The organism is Enterobacter sp. kpr-6 (genome assembly GCF_900116015.1).
Taxonomy (GTDB): Bacteria; Pseudomonadota; Gammaproteobacteria; order Enterobacterales; family Enterobacteriaceae; genus Enterobacter_D.
The window spans coordinates 113852-130115 of sequence record NZ_FOYH01000006.1; the positions used below are offsets into that span (position 1 = coordinate 113852).

Annotated in this window: 18 protein-coding genes; 8 read left to right on the plus strand and 10 right to left on the minus strand. The window is 56.7% G+C overall.

The features are described from left to right. Nucleotides 1–208: 208 nt before the first annotated feature. Nucleotides 209–1900 (plus strand): NAD-dependent DNA ligase LigB, encoded by a 1692-nt coding sequence (gene ligB / locus BM373_RS15115; RefSeq protein WP_090462926.1) that lies wholly within the window; start codon nucleotides 209–211, stop codon nucleotides 1898–1900. Nucleotides 1901–2025: 125 nt separating this feature from the next. Here ligB and BM373_RS15120 read toward each other — a convergent pair whose 3' ends face one another. After that, nucleotides 2026–2889 carry a YicC/YloC family endoribonuclease gene (locus tag BM373_RS15120; RefSeq protein ID WP_090462929.1) on the minus strand — a complete coding sequence of 288 codons (864 nt, stop codon included), beginning with the start codon at nucleotides 2887–2889 and terminating at the stop codon, nucleotides 2026–2028. Nucleotides 2890–3013: 124 nt separating this feature from the next. On the opposite strand from BM373_RS15120, the gene rph reads away from it, so the two are divergent. Together rph and pyrE are read left to right on the plus strand one after the other, a co-directional pair. Then, the gene (gene rph, locus BM373_RS15125; RefSeq protein WP_090462932.1) at nucleotides 3014–3730 is read left to right on the plus strand and encodes a ribonuclease PH; all 717 of its coding nucleotides are present in this window, start codon (nucleotides 3014–3016) and stop codon (nucleotides 3728–3730) included. A 65-nt stretch (nucleotides 3731–3795) separates the two neighbouring features. Next, nucleotides 3796–4437, plus strand: a complete 642-nt coding sequence (gene pyrE / locus BM373_RS15130; RefSeq protein ID WP_090462935.1) for an orotate phosphoribosyltransferase — start codon at nucleotides 3796–3798, stop codon at nucleotides 4435–4437. Nucleotides 4438–4471: 34 nt separating this feature from the next. On the opposite strand, the gene slmA is transcribed toward pyrE, so the two are convergent. The 3 genes from slmA to coaBC form a co-directional block, all read right to left on the minus strand. Next, the gene (slmA, locus tag BM373_RS15135) at nucleotides 4472–5068 is read right to left on the minus strand and encodes a nucleoid occlusion factor SlmA (protein WP_090462938.1); all 597 of its coding nucleotides are present in this window, start codon (nucleotides 5066–5068) and stop codon (nucleotides 4472–4474) included. A 123-nt stretch (nucleotides 5069–5191) separates the two neighbouring features. After that, complete coding sequence (gene dut / locus BM373_RS15140) at nucleotides 5192–5650, minus strand: dUTP diphosphatase (protein ID WP_143102671.1); 459 nt, start codon at nucleotides 5648–5650, stop codon at nucleotides 5192–5194. After that, nucleotides 5628–6839: a bifunctional phosphopantothenoylcysteine decarboxylase/phosphopantothenate--cysteine ligase CoaBC gene (coaBC, locus tag BM373_RS15145; protein ID WP_090463254.1), complete on the minus strand. Its 1212-nt coding sequence runs from the start codon at nucleotides 6837–6839 to the stop codon at nucleotides 5628–5630. Before coaBC ends, dut begins: the two co-directional genes overlap by 23 nt. A gap of 170 nt (nucleotides 6840–7009) precedes the next feature. Between coaBC and radC the strand changes: the two genes are divergently transcribed. The 4 genes from radC to mutM all read left to right on the plus strand — a co-directional run bounded on the left by radC (nucleotide 7010) and on the right by mutM (nucleotide 9196). Next, complete coding sequence (gene radC / locus BM373_RS15150) at nucleotides 7010–7672, plus strand: RadC family protein (RefSeq protein ID WP_090462944.1); 663 nt, start codon at nucleotides 7010–7012, stop codon at nucleotides 7670–7672. Between the two features lie 218 nt (nucleotides 7673–7890). After that, on the plus strand, nucleotides 7891–8127 hold the full coding sequence (gene rpmB, locus BM373_RS15155) for a 50S ribosomal protein L28 (RefSeq protein WP_002436699.1): 237 nt from the start codon (nucleotides 7891–7893) through the stop codon (nucleotides 8125–8127). A 20-nt stretch (nucleotides 8128–8147) separates the two neighbouring features. Next, entirely contained in the window at nucleotides 8148–8315 is a 168-nt protein-coding gene (rpmG, locus tag BM373_RS15160; RefSeq protein WP_003024094.1) for a 50S ribosomal protein L33, read from the plus strand. A gap of 71 nt (nucleotides 8316–8386) precedes the next feature. Then, the gene (gene mutM / locus BM373_RS15165; protein ID WP_090462947.1) at nucleotides 8387–9196 is read left to right on the plus strand and encodes a bifunctional DNA-formamidopyrimidine glycosylase/DNA-(apurinic or apyrimidinic site) lyase; all 810 of its coding nucleotides are present in this window, start codon (nucleotides 8387–8389) and stop codon (nucleotides 9194–9196) included. A 97-nt stretch (nucleotides 9197–9293) separates the two neighbouring features. Here mutM and coaD read toward each other — a convergent pair whose 3' ends face one another. From coaD to waaA, 3 genes are read right to left on the minus strand one after another with little or no spacing between them, the layout of a single operon-like run. Then, entirely contained in the window at nucleotides 9294–9773 is a 480-nt protein-coding gene (gene coaD / locus BM373_RS15170) for a pantetheine-phosphate adenylyltransferase (RefSeq protein ID WP_090462950.1), read from the minus strand. Then, entirely contained in the window at nucleotides 9770–10540 is a 771-nt protein-coding gene (locus tag BM373_RS15175) for a glycosyltransferase family 2 protein (RefSeq protein WP_090462953.1), read from the minus strand. Before BM373_RS15175 ends, coaD begins: the two co-directional genes overlap by 4 nt. Next, nucleotides 10540–11814, minus strand: a complete 1275-nt coding sequence (gene waaA / locus BM373_RS15180) for a lipid IV(A) 3-deoxy-D-manno-octulosonic acid transferase (RefSeq protein WP_090463257.1) — start codon at nucleotides 11812–11814, stop codon at nucleotides 10540–10542. The genes BM373_RS15175 and waaA overlap by 1 nt, the downstream gene beginning before the upstream one ends. 188 nt (nucleotides 11815–12002) lie before the next feature. Between waaA and BM373_RS15185 the strand changes: the two genes are divergently transcribed. Further along, nucleotides 12003–13106: a glycosyltransferase family 4 protein gene (locus tag BM373_RS15185; protein WP_090462956.1), complete on the plus strand. Its 1104-nt coding sequence runs from the start codon at nucleotides 12003–12005 to the stop codon at nucleotides 13104–13106. Here BM373_RS15185 and BM373_RS15190 read toward each other — a convergent pair. The 3 genes from BM373_RS15190 to rfaC are packed head-to-tail and all read right to left on the minus strand — an operon-like array spanning nucleotide 13085 to nucleotide 16264. Continuing rightward, on the minus strand, nucleotides 13085–14194 hold the full coding sequence (locus BM373_RS15190; RefSeq protein ID WP_090462959.1) for a glycosyltransferase family 4 protein: 1110 nt from the start codon (nucleotides 14192–14194) through the stop codon (nucleotides 13085–13087). The two genes, BM373_RS15185 and BM373_RS15190, sit on opposite strands and share 22 nt — an antisense overlap. After that, nucleotides 14191–15294, minus strand: a complete 1104-nt coding sequence (rfaQ, locus tag BM373_RS15195) for a putative lipopolysaccharide heptosyltransferase III (RefSeq protein WP_090463261.1) — start codon at nucleotides 15292–15294, stop codon at nucleotides 14191–14193. The genes BM373_RS15190 and rfaQ overlap by 4 nt, the downstream gene beginning before the upstream one ends. After that, complete coding sequence (rfaC, locus tag BM373_RS15200) at nucleotides 15287–16264, minus strand: lipopolysaccharide heptosyltransferase RfaC (RefSeq protein WP_090462962.1); 978 nt, start codon at nucleotides 16262–16264, stop codon at nucleotides 15287–15289. Before rfaC ends, rfaQ begins: the two co-directional genes overlap by 8 nt.

Sequence of the window (16264 nt, forward strand, 5' to 3'; positions counted from 1 at the left end):
TTATACACGTCGCCGCCTGGTGACGTAGCCTTTGTCACACTTTTGCACGAGATTATTACATTTTGCGTAGCGTTTCCCTGATTTGCCGGACGTTTGCAGCAACAGCCTAAAAACCCTGGAATCCGTGCCGAAAAAACGATTTTTGCCCCTTAGTGATAAATCTGCCGCCGGGTTATACCGGGGCGAATTATGCAAAGGAGGCATAAAGATGTTCAAACTCACAGGATGGTTGTTGTGCTTTTTATTCTGCAATGGATGCGCCTATGCAACATGCCCGGTCTGGCCGCCCGCCCGCGCAGAGCAGGAGATCGCCCGGCTTAAGCAGCAGATTGCCCGGTGGAATGACGCTTACTGGCAGGAGGGTAAAAGCCAGGTCAGCGATGGTGTGTACGATCAGCTAAGCGCGCGGCTTACACACTGGGAACACTGTTTCGGTCACCCGACGTCTGCCGATATTGCCACGCCACCCATCAGTGGCACCGTTCCTCATCCGGTTGCGCATACTGGCGTCCGCAAGCTGGAAGATAAAAAGGCGTTAGCCCAGTGGATGACGAAAAAGCGCGACCTGTGGGTGCAACCAAAAGTTGATGGCGTGGCCGTCACGCTGATTTATCGCAATGGTGAACTGGTGCAGGCGATCAGCCGGGGCAACGGGCTGGCGGGCGAAGACTGGACAGCAAAAGTGCGGCAAATCCCGTCCGTGCCCGCCCATGTTGATGGGGCGCTGCAAAACAGCGTCCTGCAAGGCGAACTGTTTTTACTGCGTGGTAAACACATTCAACAGAAGATGGGCGGTATGAATGCGCGGGCGAAAGTCGCGGGCGCGTTGATGCAGCGAGCGCAATCGCCTCTCCTTAATGAAATAGCGCTGTTTGTCTGGGCCTGGCCTGATGGTCCAGCGGAGATGAAAAAGCGCCTGCAGCTGCTCAACGACGCCGGATTTACATTAGCCTCACGTTACAGCCTGCCGGTTGACGATGCGGACGATGTGGAGGCGATTCGGTCGCGCTGGTTTACCTCGTCTCTGCCCTTTGTCACGGATGGCGTGGTCATCAGAACGGGCCAAGAACCGGAAGGTCACCGGTGGCTGCCGGGGCAAAATGACGGCGTGGTGGCGTGGAAATATCCGCCAGCAGAGCAGGTTACGGAAGTCAAAAACATTCAGTTCACTATCGGGCGCAGCGGCAAAATTGCGGTGGTCGCGCAACTGGAGCCCGTGCAACTGGATGATAAACGTGTGCAGCGGGTTAACATTGGTTCTGTCCGCCGCTGGAATGAACTGGACATCGCCCCTGGCGATCAGGTGCAAATCAGCCTGGCCGGGCAGGGGATACCGCGCATTGACGGCGTTGCCTGGCGAAACCTTACGCGCAAGAAACCGACGCCGCCGCCGTCTCATTTCAACGCCCTGACCTGTTTCTATGCTGCACCGGAATGCAGCGAGCAGTTTCTTGCGCGGCTGGTATGGGTCAGTTCACCGGATGCCTTAGATATGGATGGCGTCGGTGATGCCTTCTGGCGCACGCTGCACCAGGCGCATCGCTTTGAACATCTTTTTTCATGGCTGGCGCTCACGCCGCAGCAATTACAAAACACGCCGGGCATTTCTGCTCATAACGGAATGAAGCTCTGGCATCAGTTTAATCTTGCCCGTGACCGGCCCTTTATTCGCTGGGTCATCGCGCTGGGGACACCGCTACCGCAAAGCGCACTTAAAGCCACGGGCGATCATCACTGGCAACAGCTACTCGCGCGTAATGAACAACAGTGGCAACAGCTTCCCGGCATTGGCGGGCAAAAGGCCAAAAATCTGGTGACGTTTATTCATCATCCCCGGATTCAGGCTGTCACCCTGTGGCTGGCGAGTCAGGGTATTGCGGGTTTCGTTCACCCCGATTAATGCGGGCGGTGAGTGTAGTGGAAAGCTGGTAATCCCGGCGTCAGACGCAGTTTATTAGTCAGAAAACGGGTTAGAAAAAATGCCCTGAAAAGGGCATTTTAGAGGTCCTGGAATTACACCAATGATTACTCGATATTCTGGATCTGCTCACGCATCTGCTCAATCAGCACTTTCAGCTCGATGGCAGAGTTGGTCACGTCCGCATTGATAGATTTAGACGCCAGCGTATTCGACTCGCGGTTGAACTCCTGCATCATAAAGTCCAGACGGCGGCCAACGGCTTCTTTCTTCTTCAGAATGTTGTAGGTTTCTTTAACATGCGCTTCGAGGCGGTCGAGTTCTTCAGCCACGTCAATGCGCTGTGCCATCAGCACCAGCTCTTGCTCAAGGCGGTTATTTTCCAGCTGTACCTGAGCATCTTCCAGTTTGGCGACCAGACGCTCGCGCTGCCATTTCTGCACTTCCGGCATTTGCACACGCACTTTCGCGACTTCGGTGCTGACGCCTTCAAGACGCTGTTCGATCAGGGCTTTCAGCGCCTGACCTTCGGTTTCACGGGCGATGATAAAGTCATCCAGTGCACCGTCGAGAGCGGTAAGGATCTCAGCGCTGATAGCGTCCAGATCCTGCTCCTGAGCGGCCATGACGCCCGGCCAGCGCAGAATATCAACCGGGTTGATTTCGCCTTCGTCGCTTTGCATTTTGACCCAGTTCGCGGCGGTGACCAGTTGCTTAGCCAGTTTCTCGTTGAGGATCAGTTCGCCCTGCGCACTGACATCAGGCTCATAACGCAGGTTACATTCGATTTTGCCACGCGTCAGACGTGCACGGATCCGCTCACGTACGACGGGTTCAAGGCTACGGAACTGCTCCGGCAGGCGGAACCAGGTTTCTAAATAACGCTGGTTTACCGAGCGCAGTTCCCAGACTGCGCTGCCCCATTCACCCTTGATTTCACGGCGGGCGTAGGCTGTCATACTGCGGATCATATACGTTCCTGTTTTGGAAGAAGAGATGCAGCGATTATAGCCACGCATGGCTTCTCAGGATAGGAATAAGGTCAGGAAATCCGTATAATGCGCAGCCACATTCGTTGAAGCCGGAGAAATCATCATGCGTCCAGCAGGCCGTAGCGCTAATCAGGTGCGCCCCGTCACCCTGACAAGAAATTATACTAAACACGCTGAAGGCTCCGTGCTGGTCGAGTTCGGTGATACCAAAGTTTTATGCACCGCCTCCATTGATGAAGGCGTACCGCGCTTCCTGAAAGGCCAGGGTCAGGGGTGGATTACCGCAGAATATGGCATGTTGCCGCGTGCAACCCATACCCGTAACGCCCGCGAAGCGGCTAAAGGCAAGCAGGGCGGCCGCACACTGGAAATCCAGCGTCTGATTGCCCGCTCTCTGCGCGCGGCTGTGGATTTAAAAGCGCTGGGTGAGTTCACCATCACTCTGGATTGCGATGTGATCCAGGCCGATGGCGGCACCCGTACCGCATCGATTACCGGTGCCTGTGTAGCGCTGGCCGATGCGCTGAACAAGCTGGTTGCAGCAGGTAAACTGAAAACTAACCCGATGAAAGGGATGGTGGCGGCGGTTTCCGTTGGCATCGTGAACGGCGAAGCGTTGTGCGATCTGGAATACGTTGAAGATTCCGCAGCGGAAACCGACATGAACGTTGTGATGACCGAAGACGGTCGCATGATTGAAGTGCAGGGCACCGCCGAAGGCGAGCCGTTCACCCACGACGAGTTGCTCTCGTTGCTGGCGTTAGCCCGAGGGGGCATTGAGTCGATCGTCGCGACGCAAAAAGCGGCGTTAGAAAATTGATTTTAAGGCGACTTTGATAGTCGCCTTTTTTTTGTCGTTTAAAAAGTAATATGAGGAGCGAATCCATGAAACCGTATCAGCGCCAGTTTATTGAATTTGCGCTTAACAAGCAGGTACTGAAGTTCGGCGAGTTCACGCTGAAATCCGGGCGCAAGAGCCCCTATTTCTTCAACGCCGGGCTGTTTAATACCGGGCGCGATTTAGCGCTGTTAGGCCGTTTTTATGCCGAAGCGCTGGTGGATTCTGGCATTGATTTCGACCTGTTATTTGGCCCGGCTTATAAAGGCATTCCGATTGCGACCACCACCGCCGTCGCGCTGGCGGAACATCACGAACGCGATGTCCCTTACTGCTTTAACCGTAAAGAAGCCAAAGATCATGGCGAAGGTGGCAGCCTGGTTGGAAGCGCGCTGGAAGGCCGCATCATGCTGGTCGATGATGTGATCACCGCCGGGACAGCAATCCGCGAGTCGATGGAAATTATCCAGGCGAATGGCGCGACTCTGGCCGGCGTACTGATCTCTCTTGACCGCCAGGAGCGCGGACGCGGTGATATCTCCGCCATTCAGGAAGTCGAGCGTGACTACGGCTGTCAGGTGATTTCTATCATCACCCTGAAAGATTTGATTGCTTATCTGGAAGAGAAGCCGGAAATGGCGGATCACCTCGCGTCAGTGCAGGCCTACCGCGAAGCGTACGGCGTGTAAATGAAAAGGCCCGGTGCGTTACCGGGCCTGAACATTACTGCAACTGCGCTGCCATCAGCGGCCAGCGGGCGTCAAAGTCGTCTGTAGGGCGGTATTTAAACTCGCTACGCACAAACCGCGACAGCAAACCTTCACAGAATGAAAGCAACTGGCTTGCCAGCAGCGCTTCGTCCACGGTATAGCCTTCACCTTCCCGCATTTTGCGCTCGCGTAATACCTGGCGTAATTGCGATTCAATCCGATCAAAGAGCTGGTTAATACGGCCCTGCAAACGATCCTGTTCAAACATCAGGGCATGACCGGTGAGGATACGGGTCAGGCCAGGGTTGCGCTCGCCGAAGCCAATTACCAACAGCACAATAAGACGCAAACGCGCGGTGGTGTCTTTTTCGTCTTTTAAAATCAGGTTGATACGCGTGGTCAGACTGTCTTCGATAAACTCAATCAGACTATCGAACATCCGCGTTTTACTGGGGAAATGACGATAAAGCGCCGCTTCTGATACGCCCACCGAGGCTGCCAGTTTTGCCGTCGTGATGCGCTGACTGCCATCGCTGGATTCAAGCATCAATGCCAGAGATTGAAGTATTTCTTCGCGACGATTCCTTTTCGCAGTTTGTTTTTCTGCCATGTTTTAAAATACCCCTGAAAATAAGCACTTGTCAGGCGGGCATCCACACAGCGACCGCAAACCTGAGTTTGCGGTGATGTTATTGCGTTATTGCGCTGCGGAATGCGTTTAAAAACGGGTCGATTACTGGCGGCCTGAATGGCCGAAGCCGCCTTCACCACGTTCGGTGGCATCAAAATCTTCCACCAGGTTAAATTCTGCCTGCACAACCGGTACAAACACCATTTGTGCGATGCGCTCGCCAGGTTCAATGGTGAAGTGATCCTGCCCACGGTTCCACACGGACACCATCAGTTGCCCCTGATAATCCGAATCAATCAGGCCCACCAGATTGCCGAGCACCACGCCGTGTTTATGGCCAAGGCCCGAGCGCGGTAAAATTACCGCGGCCAGTGACGGGTCGGCAATATGAATCGCAAGCCCGGTCGGTACTAACGTGGTTGCACCCGGAGCCAGCTCAACGGCGTCATCCAGACAGGCCCGCAGGTCAAGTCCGGCAGAGCCGGAGGTGGCATAGGTCGGCAGCGGGAATTGCTTGCCAACACGCGGATCCATAATCTTAACGTCGATTTTTTTCATCATAACGGGTAACGATCTCGTCCAGTAATAGTTGGCCCAGAAGTTCCTTGCGCTCAAGCGGCAATGCTTTATCGCCCGTGTCCCAGAACAGGTGCAGCGCATTGCTGTCGCTGTTAAAACCCCGGTCGGAGGTTGAAACGTCGTTGGCACAAATCAAATCAAGGTTTTTGCGGGTACGTTTTTGTCGGGCGTATTCTTCCACATTATTTGTTTCGGCGGCAAACCCAACAACATACGGGCGACGATCGGTGAGGGCCGCAACGCCTGCCACGATATCCGGGTTCTTCACCATTTTTAATGTGATTTCATCGCCTTGCTTCTTAATCTTTTCATCGGCAATGGCGGCTGCACGATAATCTGCAACGGCGGCGCAGCCGATAAAAATCTGCTGCGTTTGCACATTTGTCTGCACGGCGGCTTCCATTTCCAGCGCGGTTGTCACGTCAATGCGTGAGACAGACGCAGGGGTTGGCAGCGAAACCGGGCCACTCACCAGTGTGACCTTTGCGCCACGACGGGCGGCGGCAGCGGCGATGGCGAAGCCCATTTTTCCGGAACTGTGGTTGGTGATGTAACGCACCGGGTCCAGCGGTTCGCGCGTGGGGCCTGCGGTAATCATGATATTAAGATGTTGCAGGTCTTTGACAGGTGAAAAATGCATGGCGGCTAAATCGACAATCGCCAGCGGATCGAGCATGCGACCGGGGCCAATATCGCCGCAGGCCTGGCTGCCGCTGTCCGGGCCCCATAACAGCAGGCCGCGCGAGGCCAGCACCTCAAGATTATGCTGCGTGGCGGCGGCGCGATACATCTGCTGATTCATGGCGGGGACGACAGCAACGGGCGACGGCGTGGCAAGGCAAATAGTGGACACCAAATCGTTCGCCATTCCGGCGGCGACGCGGGCGATTAAATCAGCGGTGGCCGGTGCCAGAATCACCAGATCGGCCCACTTACCCAGCTCAATATGCCCCATGGCGGCTTCGGCCGCGGGATCAAGCAGGCTGTCAGAAACCGGGTACCCGGAAACGGCTTGCAGACTCATGGGCGTAATAAAGGCTTTAGCGGCCTCGGTCATCGCCACACGGACGTCAGCCCCGCGATCGCGCAGGCGGCGCACCAGTTCTGGCGTTTTATACGCCGCGATGCCGCCGCTGACGCCAAGAACGATTTTTTTACCGGCCAGACTCAGCATGATTCTTTCCTGTTGGTTCACCAGAAGGCGGGCATTTTATCACAATCCTGAATCCGTCGTGCTGTTGTGCACTCTTCACTTTGCGAGGCGCTACGCAAGAGTGAAAACCCGTGGTCGAGCGGCGAAATAAGCTGTGGCAGCATGTGCATCGACTGGGAGGGACGGCGATGGAAAATACGGAATCACTGATGCCGCGCGAAAAAATGAAGCGTTTTGGCATTAAAGCGCTCAGCGATGTGGAACTGCTGGCGCTCTTTTTACGCACCGGCACGCGGGGGAAAAGCGTGCTGACGCTGGCAGACGAGTTGCTGCGTCAATTTGGACTGCATGGCCTGATGACGGCGGATTTTGATGCCCTGAACAAAGTGGGCGGTGTGGGAGTGGCAAAATTTTCGCAGTTAAACGGCATTGCTGAACTGGCACGCCGTTATCATAAGTCCCGTGTTCTGGGGCAAAACGCACTGCTCAGCCCGGAAATAACGCGGGAATTTTTACAAAGCCAGCTCACGGAGGAGGAGCGCGAGATCTTTATGGTGATCTATCTCGATAATCAGAACCGGGTACTTAAACACAGCCGGCTGTTTTCAGGCACGTTAGGCCATGTTGAAGTGCATCCGCGTGAAATTGTTCGTGAAGCCATCAAAATTAACGCCGGAGCGGTGATCCTTGCGCATAATCATCCTTCAGGAAGTTCTGAGCCGAGTAAAGCGGATAAACAGATCACCGAACGTGTGATAAAGTGCTGCCAGTTCATGGATATCCGGGTGCTTGACCACCTTGTGATTGGACGTGGCGAGTATGTTTCTTTTGCCGAACGTGGGTGGATTTAGACCACTTTACGCGATCCATCGGGATCTTTGTCTGTTCGGGACTTGAGCACATCGCTCACACAGCGTATACTACGCCACCTTTGAGAATCTCGGGTTTGGCATTTGGGCCTGGCAATCGAGAGTTCGCTTAGAACTACGCGATGACCGGGCTGTAAAGCCTGACGAGGCGCCGATACCCCATACGAAGCTCGAGCTAATTTGATTTTTGGAGAATAGACATGTCCCGAGTCTGCCAAGTTACTGGCAAGCGTCCGGTGACCGGTAACAACCGTTCCCACGCACTGAACGCGACTAAACGCCGTTTCCTGCCGAACCTGCACTCTCACCGTTTCTGGGTTGAGAGCGAGAAGCGTTTTGTCACCCTGCGCGTATCTGCTAAAGGTATGCGTGTAATCGATAAGAAAGGCATCGATACAGTTCTGTCTGAACTGCGTGCCCGTGGCGAAAAGTACTAAGTACTTAGAGGAAATAAATCATGGCTAAAGGTATTCGTGAGAAAATCAAGCTGGTTTCTTCTGCTGGTACTGGTCACTTCTATACCACCACGAAGAACAAGCGTACTAAGCCGGAAAAACTGGAACTGAAAAAGTTCGATCCAGTTGTCCGTCAGCACGTGCTGTACAAAGAAGCTAAAATTAAATAATTTTAGATTTCTGCTGAAAAACCCCGCAACTGCGGGGTTTTTTGCATTCAGAAACCGTCAACGGAGGAAACATGCCTGAATTACCAGAGGTCGAAACCAGTCGTCGTGGCATTGAGCCGCACCTGGTGGGTGAGAAAATCCTTCATGCCGTGGTGCGTAACGGACGCCTGCGCTGGCCTGTTTCCGACGAGATCCACGCGCTGGCCGACAAACCCGTACTCAGCGTCCAGCGCCGTGCAAAATACCTGCTGCTTGAGCTGCCGGATGGCTGGATCATCATCCACCTCGGCATGTCGGGCAGCCTGCGCATACTGCCGCATGAAATGCCCGCCCAGAAGCACGACCACGTCGATCTGGTGATGAGCAACGGCAAAGTGCTGCGCTACACCGATCCGCGCCGCTTTGGCGCGTGGCTGTGGACCAAAGAGCTTGAAGGCCACAATGTGCTGGCGCATCTGGGACCGGAGCCGCTCAGCGACGACTTTAACGCGGAATATCTGCGTGCGCGGTGCGCGAAGAAGAAAACGGCGATCAAGCCCTGGCTGATGGACAACAAGCTGGTGGTCGGCGTCGGTAACATTTACGCCAGCGAATCGCTGTTCGCCGCCGGGATCCATCCCGATCGGCTGGCCTCGTCGCTTTCGGCAGACGAGTGCGAACTGCTGGTGCGGGTGATCAAAGCGGTACTGATGCGCTCAATTGAGCAGGGCGGTACGACGCTGAAAGACTTCCTGCAAAGCGACGGCAAGCCGGGCTATTTTGCTCAGGAGTTGCAGGTGTATGGTCGCAAAGGTGAGCCGTGCAGAGTGTGCGGTGCGCCGATTGTGGCAGCTAAACATGCGCAACGCGCGACGTTTTATTGCCGGGAATGTCAGAAGTAAGATAAGCAGCCTCTCCCAAAGGAGAGGAAGAAGGGAGAGCCAGTGCTCAATCTGTCCCCTCTCCCTCAGGGAGAGGGTTAGGGTGAGGGTCATCAGACTACTTCAGCTTTTCCATCAGCGCCTGATGAACATGCGCTGGCAGGAAATGCGTCACATCGCCTGCGTGGCGCGCCACCTCTTTCACCAGCGATGATGAGATAAACGACCACTCTTTCGACGGCATTAAGAACACGCTTTCGAGGGTCGGCATGAGATGGCGGTTCATGTGCGCAAGCTGCATTTCATATTCGAAATCCGCCACCGCCCGCAGGCCACGGATCAGAATATTTGCCTGCTGGTCGCGGGCAAAATTCGCCATCAGATCGCTAAATCCCACCACTTCAACATTGCTCAAGTGCGCGACGGCCTGTTGCGCCAGCGCAACGCGCTCATCAAGTGTAAACATCGGTTTTTTGCTGGGACTGGCGGCTATCGCCATCACCACCTGATCAAACATGCTGGCGGCGCGGGTGACAATATCGATGTGACCATTGGTAATGGGATCGAAAGTGCCGGGATAAATGGCTTTCGTCGTCATGGCGCACTCTTCTCTGAATAGCCGTGGTTCAGCGCCCACAGCCCGGTATATTTATTAAACGTATACTGCGCGTTGACAACCGCCAGCAGCCAGCCCTGTTTCCCGTCCAGCACGCCACCGCGCAGCAGCAATGTTTTTGCAAACGCCCCCAGCGTATGGGCAAAAATGCCGATAAGCGAGGTTTTCTTGCCATGCTGATGGCGCTCTCTGGCCCATGCGGCAGCGTAGTTGAGCTGTTTTTGCTGGAAGCTGGCAAAGTCGCTGCAGGTCAGATGCAGCAAATCGCCGTCTAAATTGATGACCGGTGCACTGGCACTTTCCAGCGATTCATGCACCGCATTGCGGTTGTACTGGAACTTTTCACGCGGATAGAGGCGCATTACGCGATCCGGGTACCAGCCGCTGTGACGCATAAAGCGGCCGAGGAAATAGTTGCGGCGGGCAATGCTGTAAATGGCATCCGGCTGCGGAGAGGCGAGAACGCTCTGGATGGCACGGGCAAGTTCAGGCGTCACGCGCTCGTCGGTGTCGATCATCAGAATATAATCGCCGGTGGCGTGGGCCTGCGCGCGCTGGCGCTGAATGCCGTAACCCTGCCAGTCGGTATCGGTAAACACGTTGACACCCGCACGGCGGGCGATGTCCACGGTGTCGTCCTGGCTGCCTGAATCCAGCAGGACGATTTCATCGGCGAAGGCGACAGACGCCAGGCAGTCCGGCAGCAGGTCTGCCGCATTTTTGGCGATCATCACCACTGACAGGCGCATCAATGGCTCCGCTGCGGCAGATAGGGTTGCAGAAGCTGCAATACGCGCGTCAGCGCACCCTGGTTCTGGTGCAGCACTTCCACCGCGTGACGGCCATACCACAGACGGTAATCTTCGTCGGTCAGCAGGGTTGAAACCTCTTTCACCAGCGAGCTGGCGTCGGTGACCGTAATCAGCCCCTCTGCCTGTTGCAGCCGGAAGCAGATATCTTTGAAATTAAACGTATGCGGGCCCATCAGTACCGGGATCGCGTGTGCCGCAGGTTCGAGCGGATTATGACCGCCGCGCTCCACAAGGCTGCCACCCACAAAGGCCAGATCGGCAATGCCGTAAAGCAGCATGAGCTCGCCCATGGTGTCGCCAATCACCACCTGGGTGCTGCCTGACGGAATTTCACCCGTGCTGCGCATCGTGTAGCTGAAGCCCCCTTTTTGCACCAGGTCGCGGGCATCTTTGAAACGCTCGGGATGGCGGGGAACCAGGATCAGCAGCAGATTCGGGAAGGTTTCGAGAAGCTGGCGGTGCGCCTGCAAAATAATGCTTTCTTCACCATCGTGGGTGCTGGTGGCAATCCACACCTGGCGGCGCGGTGCCCACTGGCGGCGCAGGGTAATCGCTTTCGCGGCCAGTTCCGGGGTAACAGAAATATCGAATTTCAAACTGCCGGTGACGGCAAGCTGGTTGCGCTTCAGGCCCAGTTTCAGGAAGCGCTCGGCATCTTCATCGTTTTGCGCGGCAATGAGCGTGATTTTACTCAGCAGGCGGCTCATGAATTTACCCAGTTTGCCGTAGCCTTTTGCAGAGCGCTCAGAGAGGCGCGCATTGGCAATCACCAGCGGAATTTTACGGGCGTGCAGCGCGGAAATCATATTCGGCCACAGTTCGGTTTCCATCACGATCACAAGCTTTGGCCGCACGGTGGCGAGAAAACGGTGCATCGCACAGGGTAAATCGTAAGGCAGGTAGACGTGCTGGACGTCTTTACCGAAGGCTGAGAGCGCGCGTTCGGAGCCGGTAGGCGTCATGGTAGTGACGGTGATTGGCAGCGACGGATAGCGATGGCGCAGCGCGCGTACCAGCGGGATCGCCGCCAGTGTTTCGCCCACCGATACGGAATGCAGCAAAATACCATCCGGCTTCACTTTGTTACGACAATAGCCATAGCGTTCAGCCCAGCGTTTTCGATACGCGGGAGCCTTGCGGCTGCGAAGCAACAAACGCAGCCACACCAGCGGCTGGATCATGTAGAGCAGGGCGGTATACAACAATTCCAAGCGATTATCCGTTTTTTCAGTTTCGGCGGGCAAATTCTAAGCATTAAACCGGGTTAAAGCTATCCTTTTGGCGTTTTTGGGTCGCCATTATACCTTCGTGACCCTAAAAAATAATCTTTGTCATGATAAAGGCCGCGCGGGCTATAATTCTGCGTTTATTCTCAGGCGAGCCTGTTCACGGGAAGCGTATGCATATTGTTCACACTGAAGCAGATGGCGGTAAGGGCGGTCAGCCGTTGCGTATCATTAATGAATCCTTAGGGATGATCCAGCGCGGCCATCAGGTGACCCTGCTTTGCCCGGAAAGCGCACCGCTGCACGCGATGGCGCAACAAGCCGGGCTGACGGTGGTGACCATGCCACTTAAGCGCAAAAACGTGCCCAATCTGCTTATGCTGCGCCGCTGGTTGCAGGCTAATCGCGACACCATCGACGTGATTAACAGCCATAACTCTGCCGATACCTGGCTGGTGGCGCTGGCTAATCTGACCCTGTCCCGCCCGGTGCCGTTAGTGCGCACCCGCCATGCATCCGGACTGCCGCGCAATAACGCCAGCAGCCGCTGGCTGTTTCGTCGCGCCTGCGCGCACATAGTGACCACCGGGGAAGCGCTGCGTCATCAGATGGTGGCGATCGGCGTTCCGCTTGAGCAGACGACCTCTGTGCCAAGCGGTGTTGATACCGGGCGTTTTCACCCGGCAGACAAAACCGCAGCCCGTGCGCACTGTGGTTTGTCGCAGGATGATTTCTGGCTGGGCGTGGTGTCGCATCTGCGTCCAAACAAAGGTCACGGCGTGTTGCTGGAGGCGCTGGCGCAAATCGACAATCCGGCGGTAAAACTGGCGATTGTCGGCGAAGGACCGCATCGGGCGGCGCTGGAGCAGGATATCGTGCGTCTGGGTTTGCAGGAGCGGGTGGTGATGGCGGGGCATCAGGCCGATCCTGAGCGCTGGTTCCCGGCTTTTGATATTGCCTTAAGCCCGTCGCACGACATGGAAGGCGTACCGCAGGGCGTGTTGCAGTCGCTCGCCACGCGCATTGCCACCATTGCCACCGATGCAGGCGGCACGGGCGATGCGGTGATTAACGGTAAAACCGGGCTGCTGGTGGCTCAGCGTGATGTCACGGCGTTACGCGAGGCGATCATCACGCTGGTCAATGATGCGGCGCTGCGCGAACAGCTCGCGCAGCAGGGCTATGACTATTTGTGCGAACATCTGACGCGCGAATGTATGCTCGCGGCGATGGAAAAGGTCTTTTCCGACGCTATTCAGCGCAATACGTCGCGGTAAAGCGCCTGTAATTCCTGTGCCATGCGGTCGAGCGTCCACGGCTCGGCGGTGGTGCGGGCATTCGCCTTGTAATCAACACCATCGCGGCGGCCCGAAAGCCATTCGCCAATCGCCTGACGGTAGCCGTGCACATCCAGCGCATCGCGCACCCAGCCGTTTTGCCCCTCCCGCACCCACTCTGCCGCGCCGCAGCCGGGACTTGTGAACAGCGGCAAGCCGCAGGCCAGCGCTTCGACGCAGACATTCGGGAAGGGATCGTAAAGTGTCGGCAGGATCAGCGCATCCGCCGTGCCGTAAACCTCGCGAACATCCGCCACCGGTCCGAGAAACTTCACCCGATCGGCAACACCCAGCGTTTGCGCCAGTTTTTCAAATTTGCGGGCGTTTTTGTCGCGTCCTGCAATCAGCAGCCAGACGGTAGGATGCGCAGCAATAGCTGAAATCGCCGTGGCGACGCCTTTGCGCACAAAACCGGAACCCACATAGGCCAGCACGGGCGCATCCTGCGGAATAGCAAGCGCTTCGCGCATCGACTGTTTGCGCACGTCCGGGTGGAAATGGCGGGTATCGACGCCGTTATAAATCACGGTCAGCTTGTCACCGGCAAGACCAAAGCGCCGGGCGATATCGTCACGCACCATCGTTGAATTGCAGATCACTTTGCGCAGTGCCGGATGGGTAAACATCTGCTGTTCGGCCTGCAAAATATAACGGTGATACGGGCTGAACGCCTGCGACCAGCGCTTTAGCGGCGAGAGAATGCGGTCATACTGCTCAAGCCAGGTGGCGTGCACGCCGTCGCCTGCGCGGAAAATCGTCGCGCCAGGGATGCGCTCGTGACTCTGCACGATATCAAACTGCGGAAACAGTTTTGCGGCGGCGTCGGCAAAGCCGGCTTCGCGCGCTTTACGGTTACGAAACGGCGGATCGACGGTCAGCGTCTGCCAGCCTGTGGCGTTCTCCCACTGGCGGGCGATCAGCGTGACGTTCAGCGAGCTGTCGGCCGCCAGGGTGTTCAGCGCGCGGGAAACAAAACGTTCCGCGCCGCCGTTGGGGTTGTACGTCTGACGGACGATGGCCAGTTTCATGCAGGATTTTCCAGAAGTAGCGTGTCGATAGCGCCCAGCACATGCGCAGGCGTAATGGCGGTGATGCAGTCCGATACGCCGCTGTCGCCGCAGCCTGCTTTACCGCAGGGCTGGCAGGTAAATCCGGCGGTGATCACCCGATGTGTGACACCCCACGGGGCCCATTTGATCGCCCCGGTCGGGCCAAAAATCGCCACCGTCGGCGTGCCCACGGCGCTCGCCAGGTGCATCGGCATTGAATCGACGCCGAAGTAAAGGCGCGCGTGTTTCATCAGCGCCCCCAGCTCTTTGAGATTCAACTGACCGCTGAGATCAAACACCGGCTGCGTCAGCGCGGCGCGCAGTTGATCCATATACGCCGTTTCGTCTTTTGACGGCGCGGCAGAGAGAACAATCGGAATGCCCCGCGCGGCGAGGGTATCAATGGTGGCCGCGAGTTTGTCGATCTGCCAGGCCTTGAACATCCAGCGCGAAGTCGGGTGCACCAGCACGTAAGATTTGCTCGCCAGGCCAAAGCCTGCCAGCTTGTTTAAAACGGCGGTTTCCGCTTCATCGCCCGGCACAAACAGCGTGCGTTTGTCTTCAACCGACGCCGGATGGATGCCGATGCGCCGCAGCGCGTCGAGGTTTACTTCCACCATATGACGGCTGTTATCCTGGATGGCGGGATAGAGCGTGGTGAACGATTTCACCCAGCGCCAGCGGGCGAGGCCGGTGCGTTTATCGGGCTTAAAGCCCACGGAAACGCGCGGTTTCAGTTTGCGGGCCAGACGCGCGCCGTGCCAGTGCTCGGTCAGGTTAATCAGCACGTCATAGTCGCGGGCTTTCAGGGAATCGACCAGCCCGCGATAAAGACCGAACTGCTTAAGTAAACCCTGCTTGCGCCAGTTACGCCCGATGGTAAACACCTTGTCGATGAACGGGTGGCTGGTGAGCATCGCCTGGGTATCGTCATAAACCAGCGCGTCCACTTCCACGCCCGGCCAGTTTTTCTTCAGCACGGTAAACAGCGGCGAGGTTAACAGCACGTCGCCGTGGTGACGAAGTTTGATGATCAGTACCCGTTTCGGCGGGCGTTCTGCGGTGAAAAAGTCAGACATGGACATTCTCTGCTGCCAGCAAGGGCTGTAATTTTTCTAAAACCGCAGCGGCGGGAAGATCGCTTAACTGCGATGAATGTTCAGGGCGACAGACGACCTGATTCTTGCCATAACCGCCGATTAAGCCCGGATCGGTAGGACCATATAATGTGATATTAGGCCGGTCGAGCGCGGCAGTCAGGTGGCTTAAACCGGTATCGACTGACACCACAAACGCGGCGCTGGCCAGCTCGCGCGCGACGTTTTCCAGACTCATGCGCGGCAGCACCTCGACGTGATCATAGCCATCGGCCAGCCGTTTCGCGCGGGCCTCCTCGTGCGGCGCACCCCACGGGAGTTTGATGTGTAATCCCGAATCCTTCAGCAAACCGATCAGCTCGCGCCAGTGCGACTCCGGCCAGTGCTTATCATCGCGGGTGGTGGCATGAAGGAAAACCGCATACGGAACGCCGGACTGCGCTAAAAAATGCTGCGCGATGGCGTAATCGCCCTGCGCGTCCGGTCGGGTGTAGCCGAGGCTTTTGGCAAACAGTTCGCGGGTGCGCTCCACCGCATGCTGCTGTTTGGCGATGGCGTGACGGCGGTTGTAAAACAGACTCGCCAGCGGCTCGCGCGCGCTGTGCCAGTCCATGCCGTGCTTCACGCCGTGTGCCAGACGGGTGACCAGCGCGGCGCTTTTCACCAGCCCCTGCGCGTCGATCACGGCATCGTACTGTTGCGCATGCAGCGCCTCGCGGAAGGTGTTGCGCTCCGCTTTCACGGGGGCGGAAAACCACGCTTTGCGCCAGCGGCGAATGGCGACCGGGATCACCCTATCCACCGCCGGATGCCAGGAAGGGATCTGCGCAAAGCCTTCTTCCACTACCCAGTCAAAGCGAATGCCAGGGATCAGGCGCATGGCATCGGTTAAAGCGGGCAGGGTATGCAGCACATCGCCCATCGACGACGTTTTAACGATCAGTACCCGCAT

Bases quoted from the DNA above. Each gene is read 5' to 3' on its own strand.
- ligB (WP_090462926.1), top strand. From the start codon at position 209: ATGTTCAAACTCACAGGATGGTTGTTGTGCTTTTTATTCTGCAATGGA.
- BM373_RS15120 (WP_090462929.1), bottom strand. From the start codon at position 2,889: ATGATCCGCAGTATGACAGCCTACGCCCGCCGTGAAATCAAGGGTGAA.
- rph (WP_090462932.1), top strand. From the start codon at position 3,014: ATGCGTCCAGCAGGCCGTAGCGCTAATCAGGTGCGCCCCGTCACCCTG.
- pyrE (WP_090462935.1), top strand. From the start codon at position 3,796: ATGAAACCGTATCAGCGCCAGTTTATTGAATTTGCGCTTAACAAGCAG.
- slmA (WP_090462938.1), bottom strand. From the start codon at position 5,068: ATGGCAGAAAAACAAACTGCGAAAAGGAATCGTCGCGAAGAAATACTT.
- dut (WP_143102671.1), bottom strand. From the start codon at position 5,650: ATGATGAAAAAAATCGACGTTAAGATTATGGATCCGCGTGTTGGCAAG.
- radC (WP_090462944.1), top strand. From the start codon at position 7,010: ATGGAAAATACGGAATCACTGATGCCGCGCGAAAAAATGAAGCGTTTT.
- rpmB (WP_002436699.1), top strand. From the start codon at position 7,891: ATGTCCCGAGTCTGCCAAGTTACTGGCAAGCGTCCGGTGACCGGTAAC.
- rpmG (WP_003024094.1), top strand. From the start codon at position 8,148: ATGGCTAAAGGTATTCGTGAGAAAATCAAGCTGGTTTCTTCTGCTGGT.
- mutM (WP_090462947.1), top strand. From the start codon at position 8,387: ATGCCTGAATTACCAGAGGTCGAAACCAGTCGTCGTGGCATTGAGCCG.
- coaD (WP_090462950.1), bottom strand. From the start codon at position 9,773: ATGACGACGAAAGCCATTTATCCCGGCACTTTCGATCCCATTACCAAT.
- BM373_RS15175 (WP_090462953.1), bottom strand. From the start codon at position 10,540: ATGCGCCTGTCAGTGGTGATGATCGCCAAAAATGCGGCAGACCTGCTG.
- BM373_RS15185 (WP_090462956.1), top strand. From the start codon at position 12,003: ATGCATATTGTTCACACTGAAGCAGATGGCGGTAAGGGCGGTCAGCCG.
- BM373_RS15190 (WP_090462959.1), bottom strand. From the start codon at position 14,194: ATGAAACTGGCCATCGTCCGTCAGACGTACAACCCCAACGGCGGCGCG.
- rfaQ (WP_090463261.1), bottom strand. From the start codon at position 15,294: ATGTCTGACTTTTTCACCGCAGAACGCCCGCCGAAACGGGTACTGATC.
- rfaC (WP_090462962.1), bottom strand. From the start codon at position 16,264: ATGCGGGTACTGATCGTTAAAACGTCGTCGATGGGCGATGTGCTGCAT.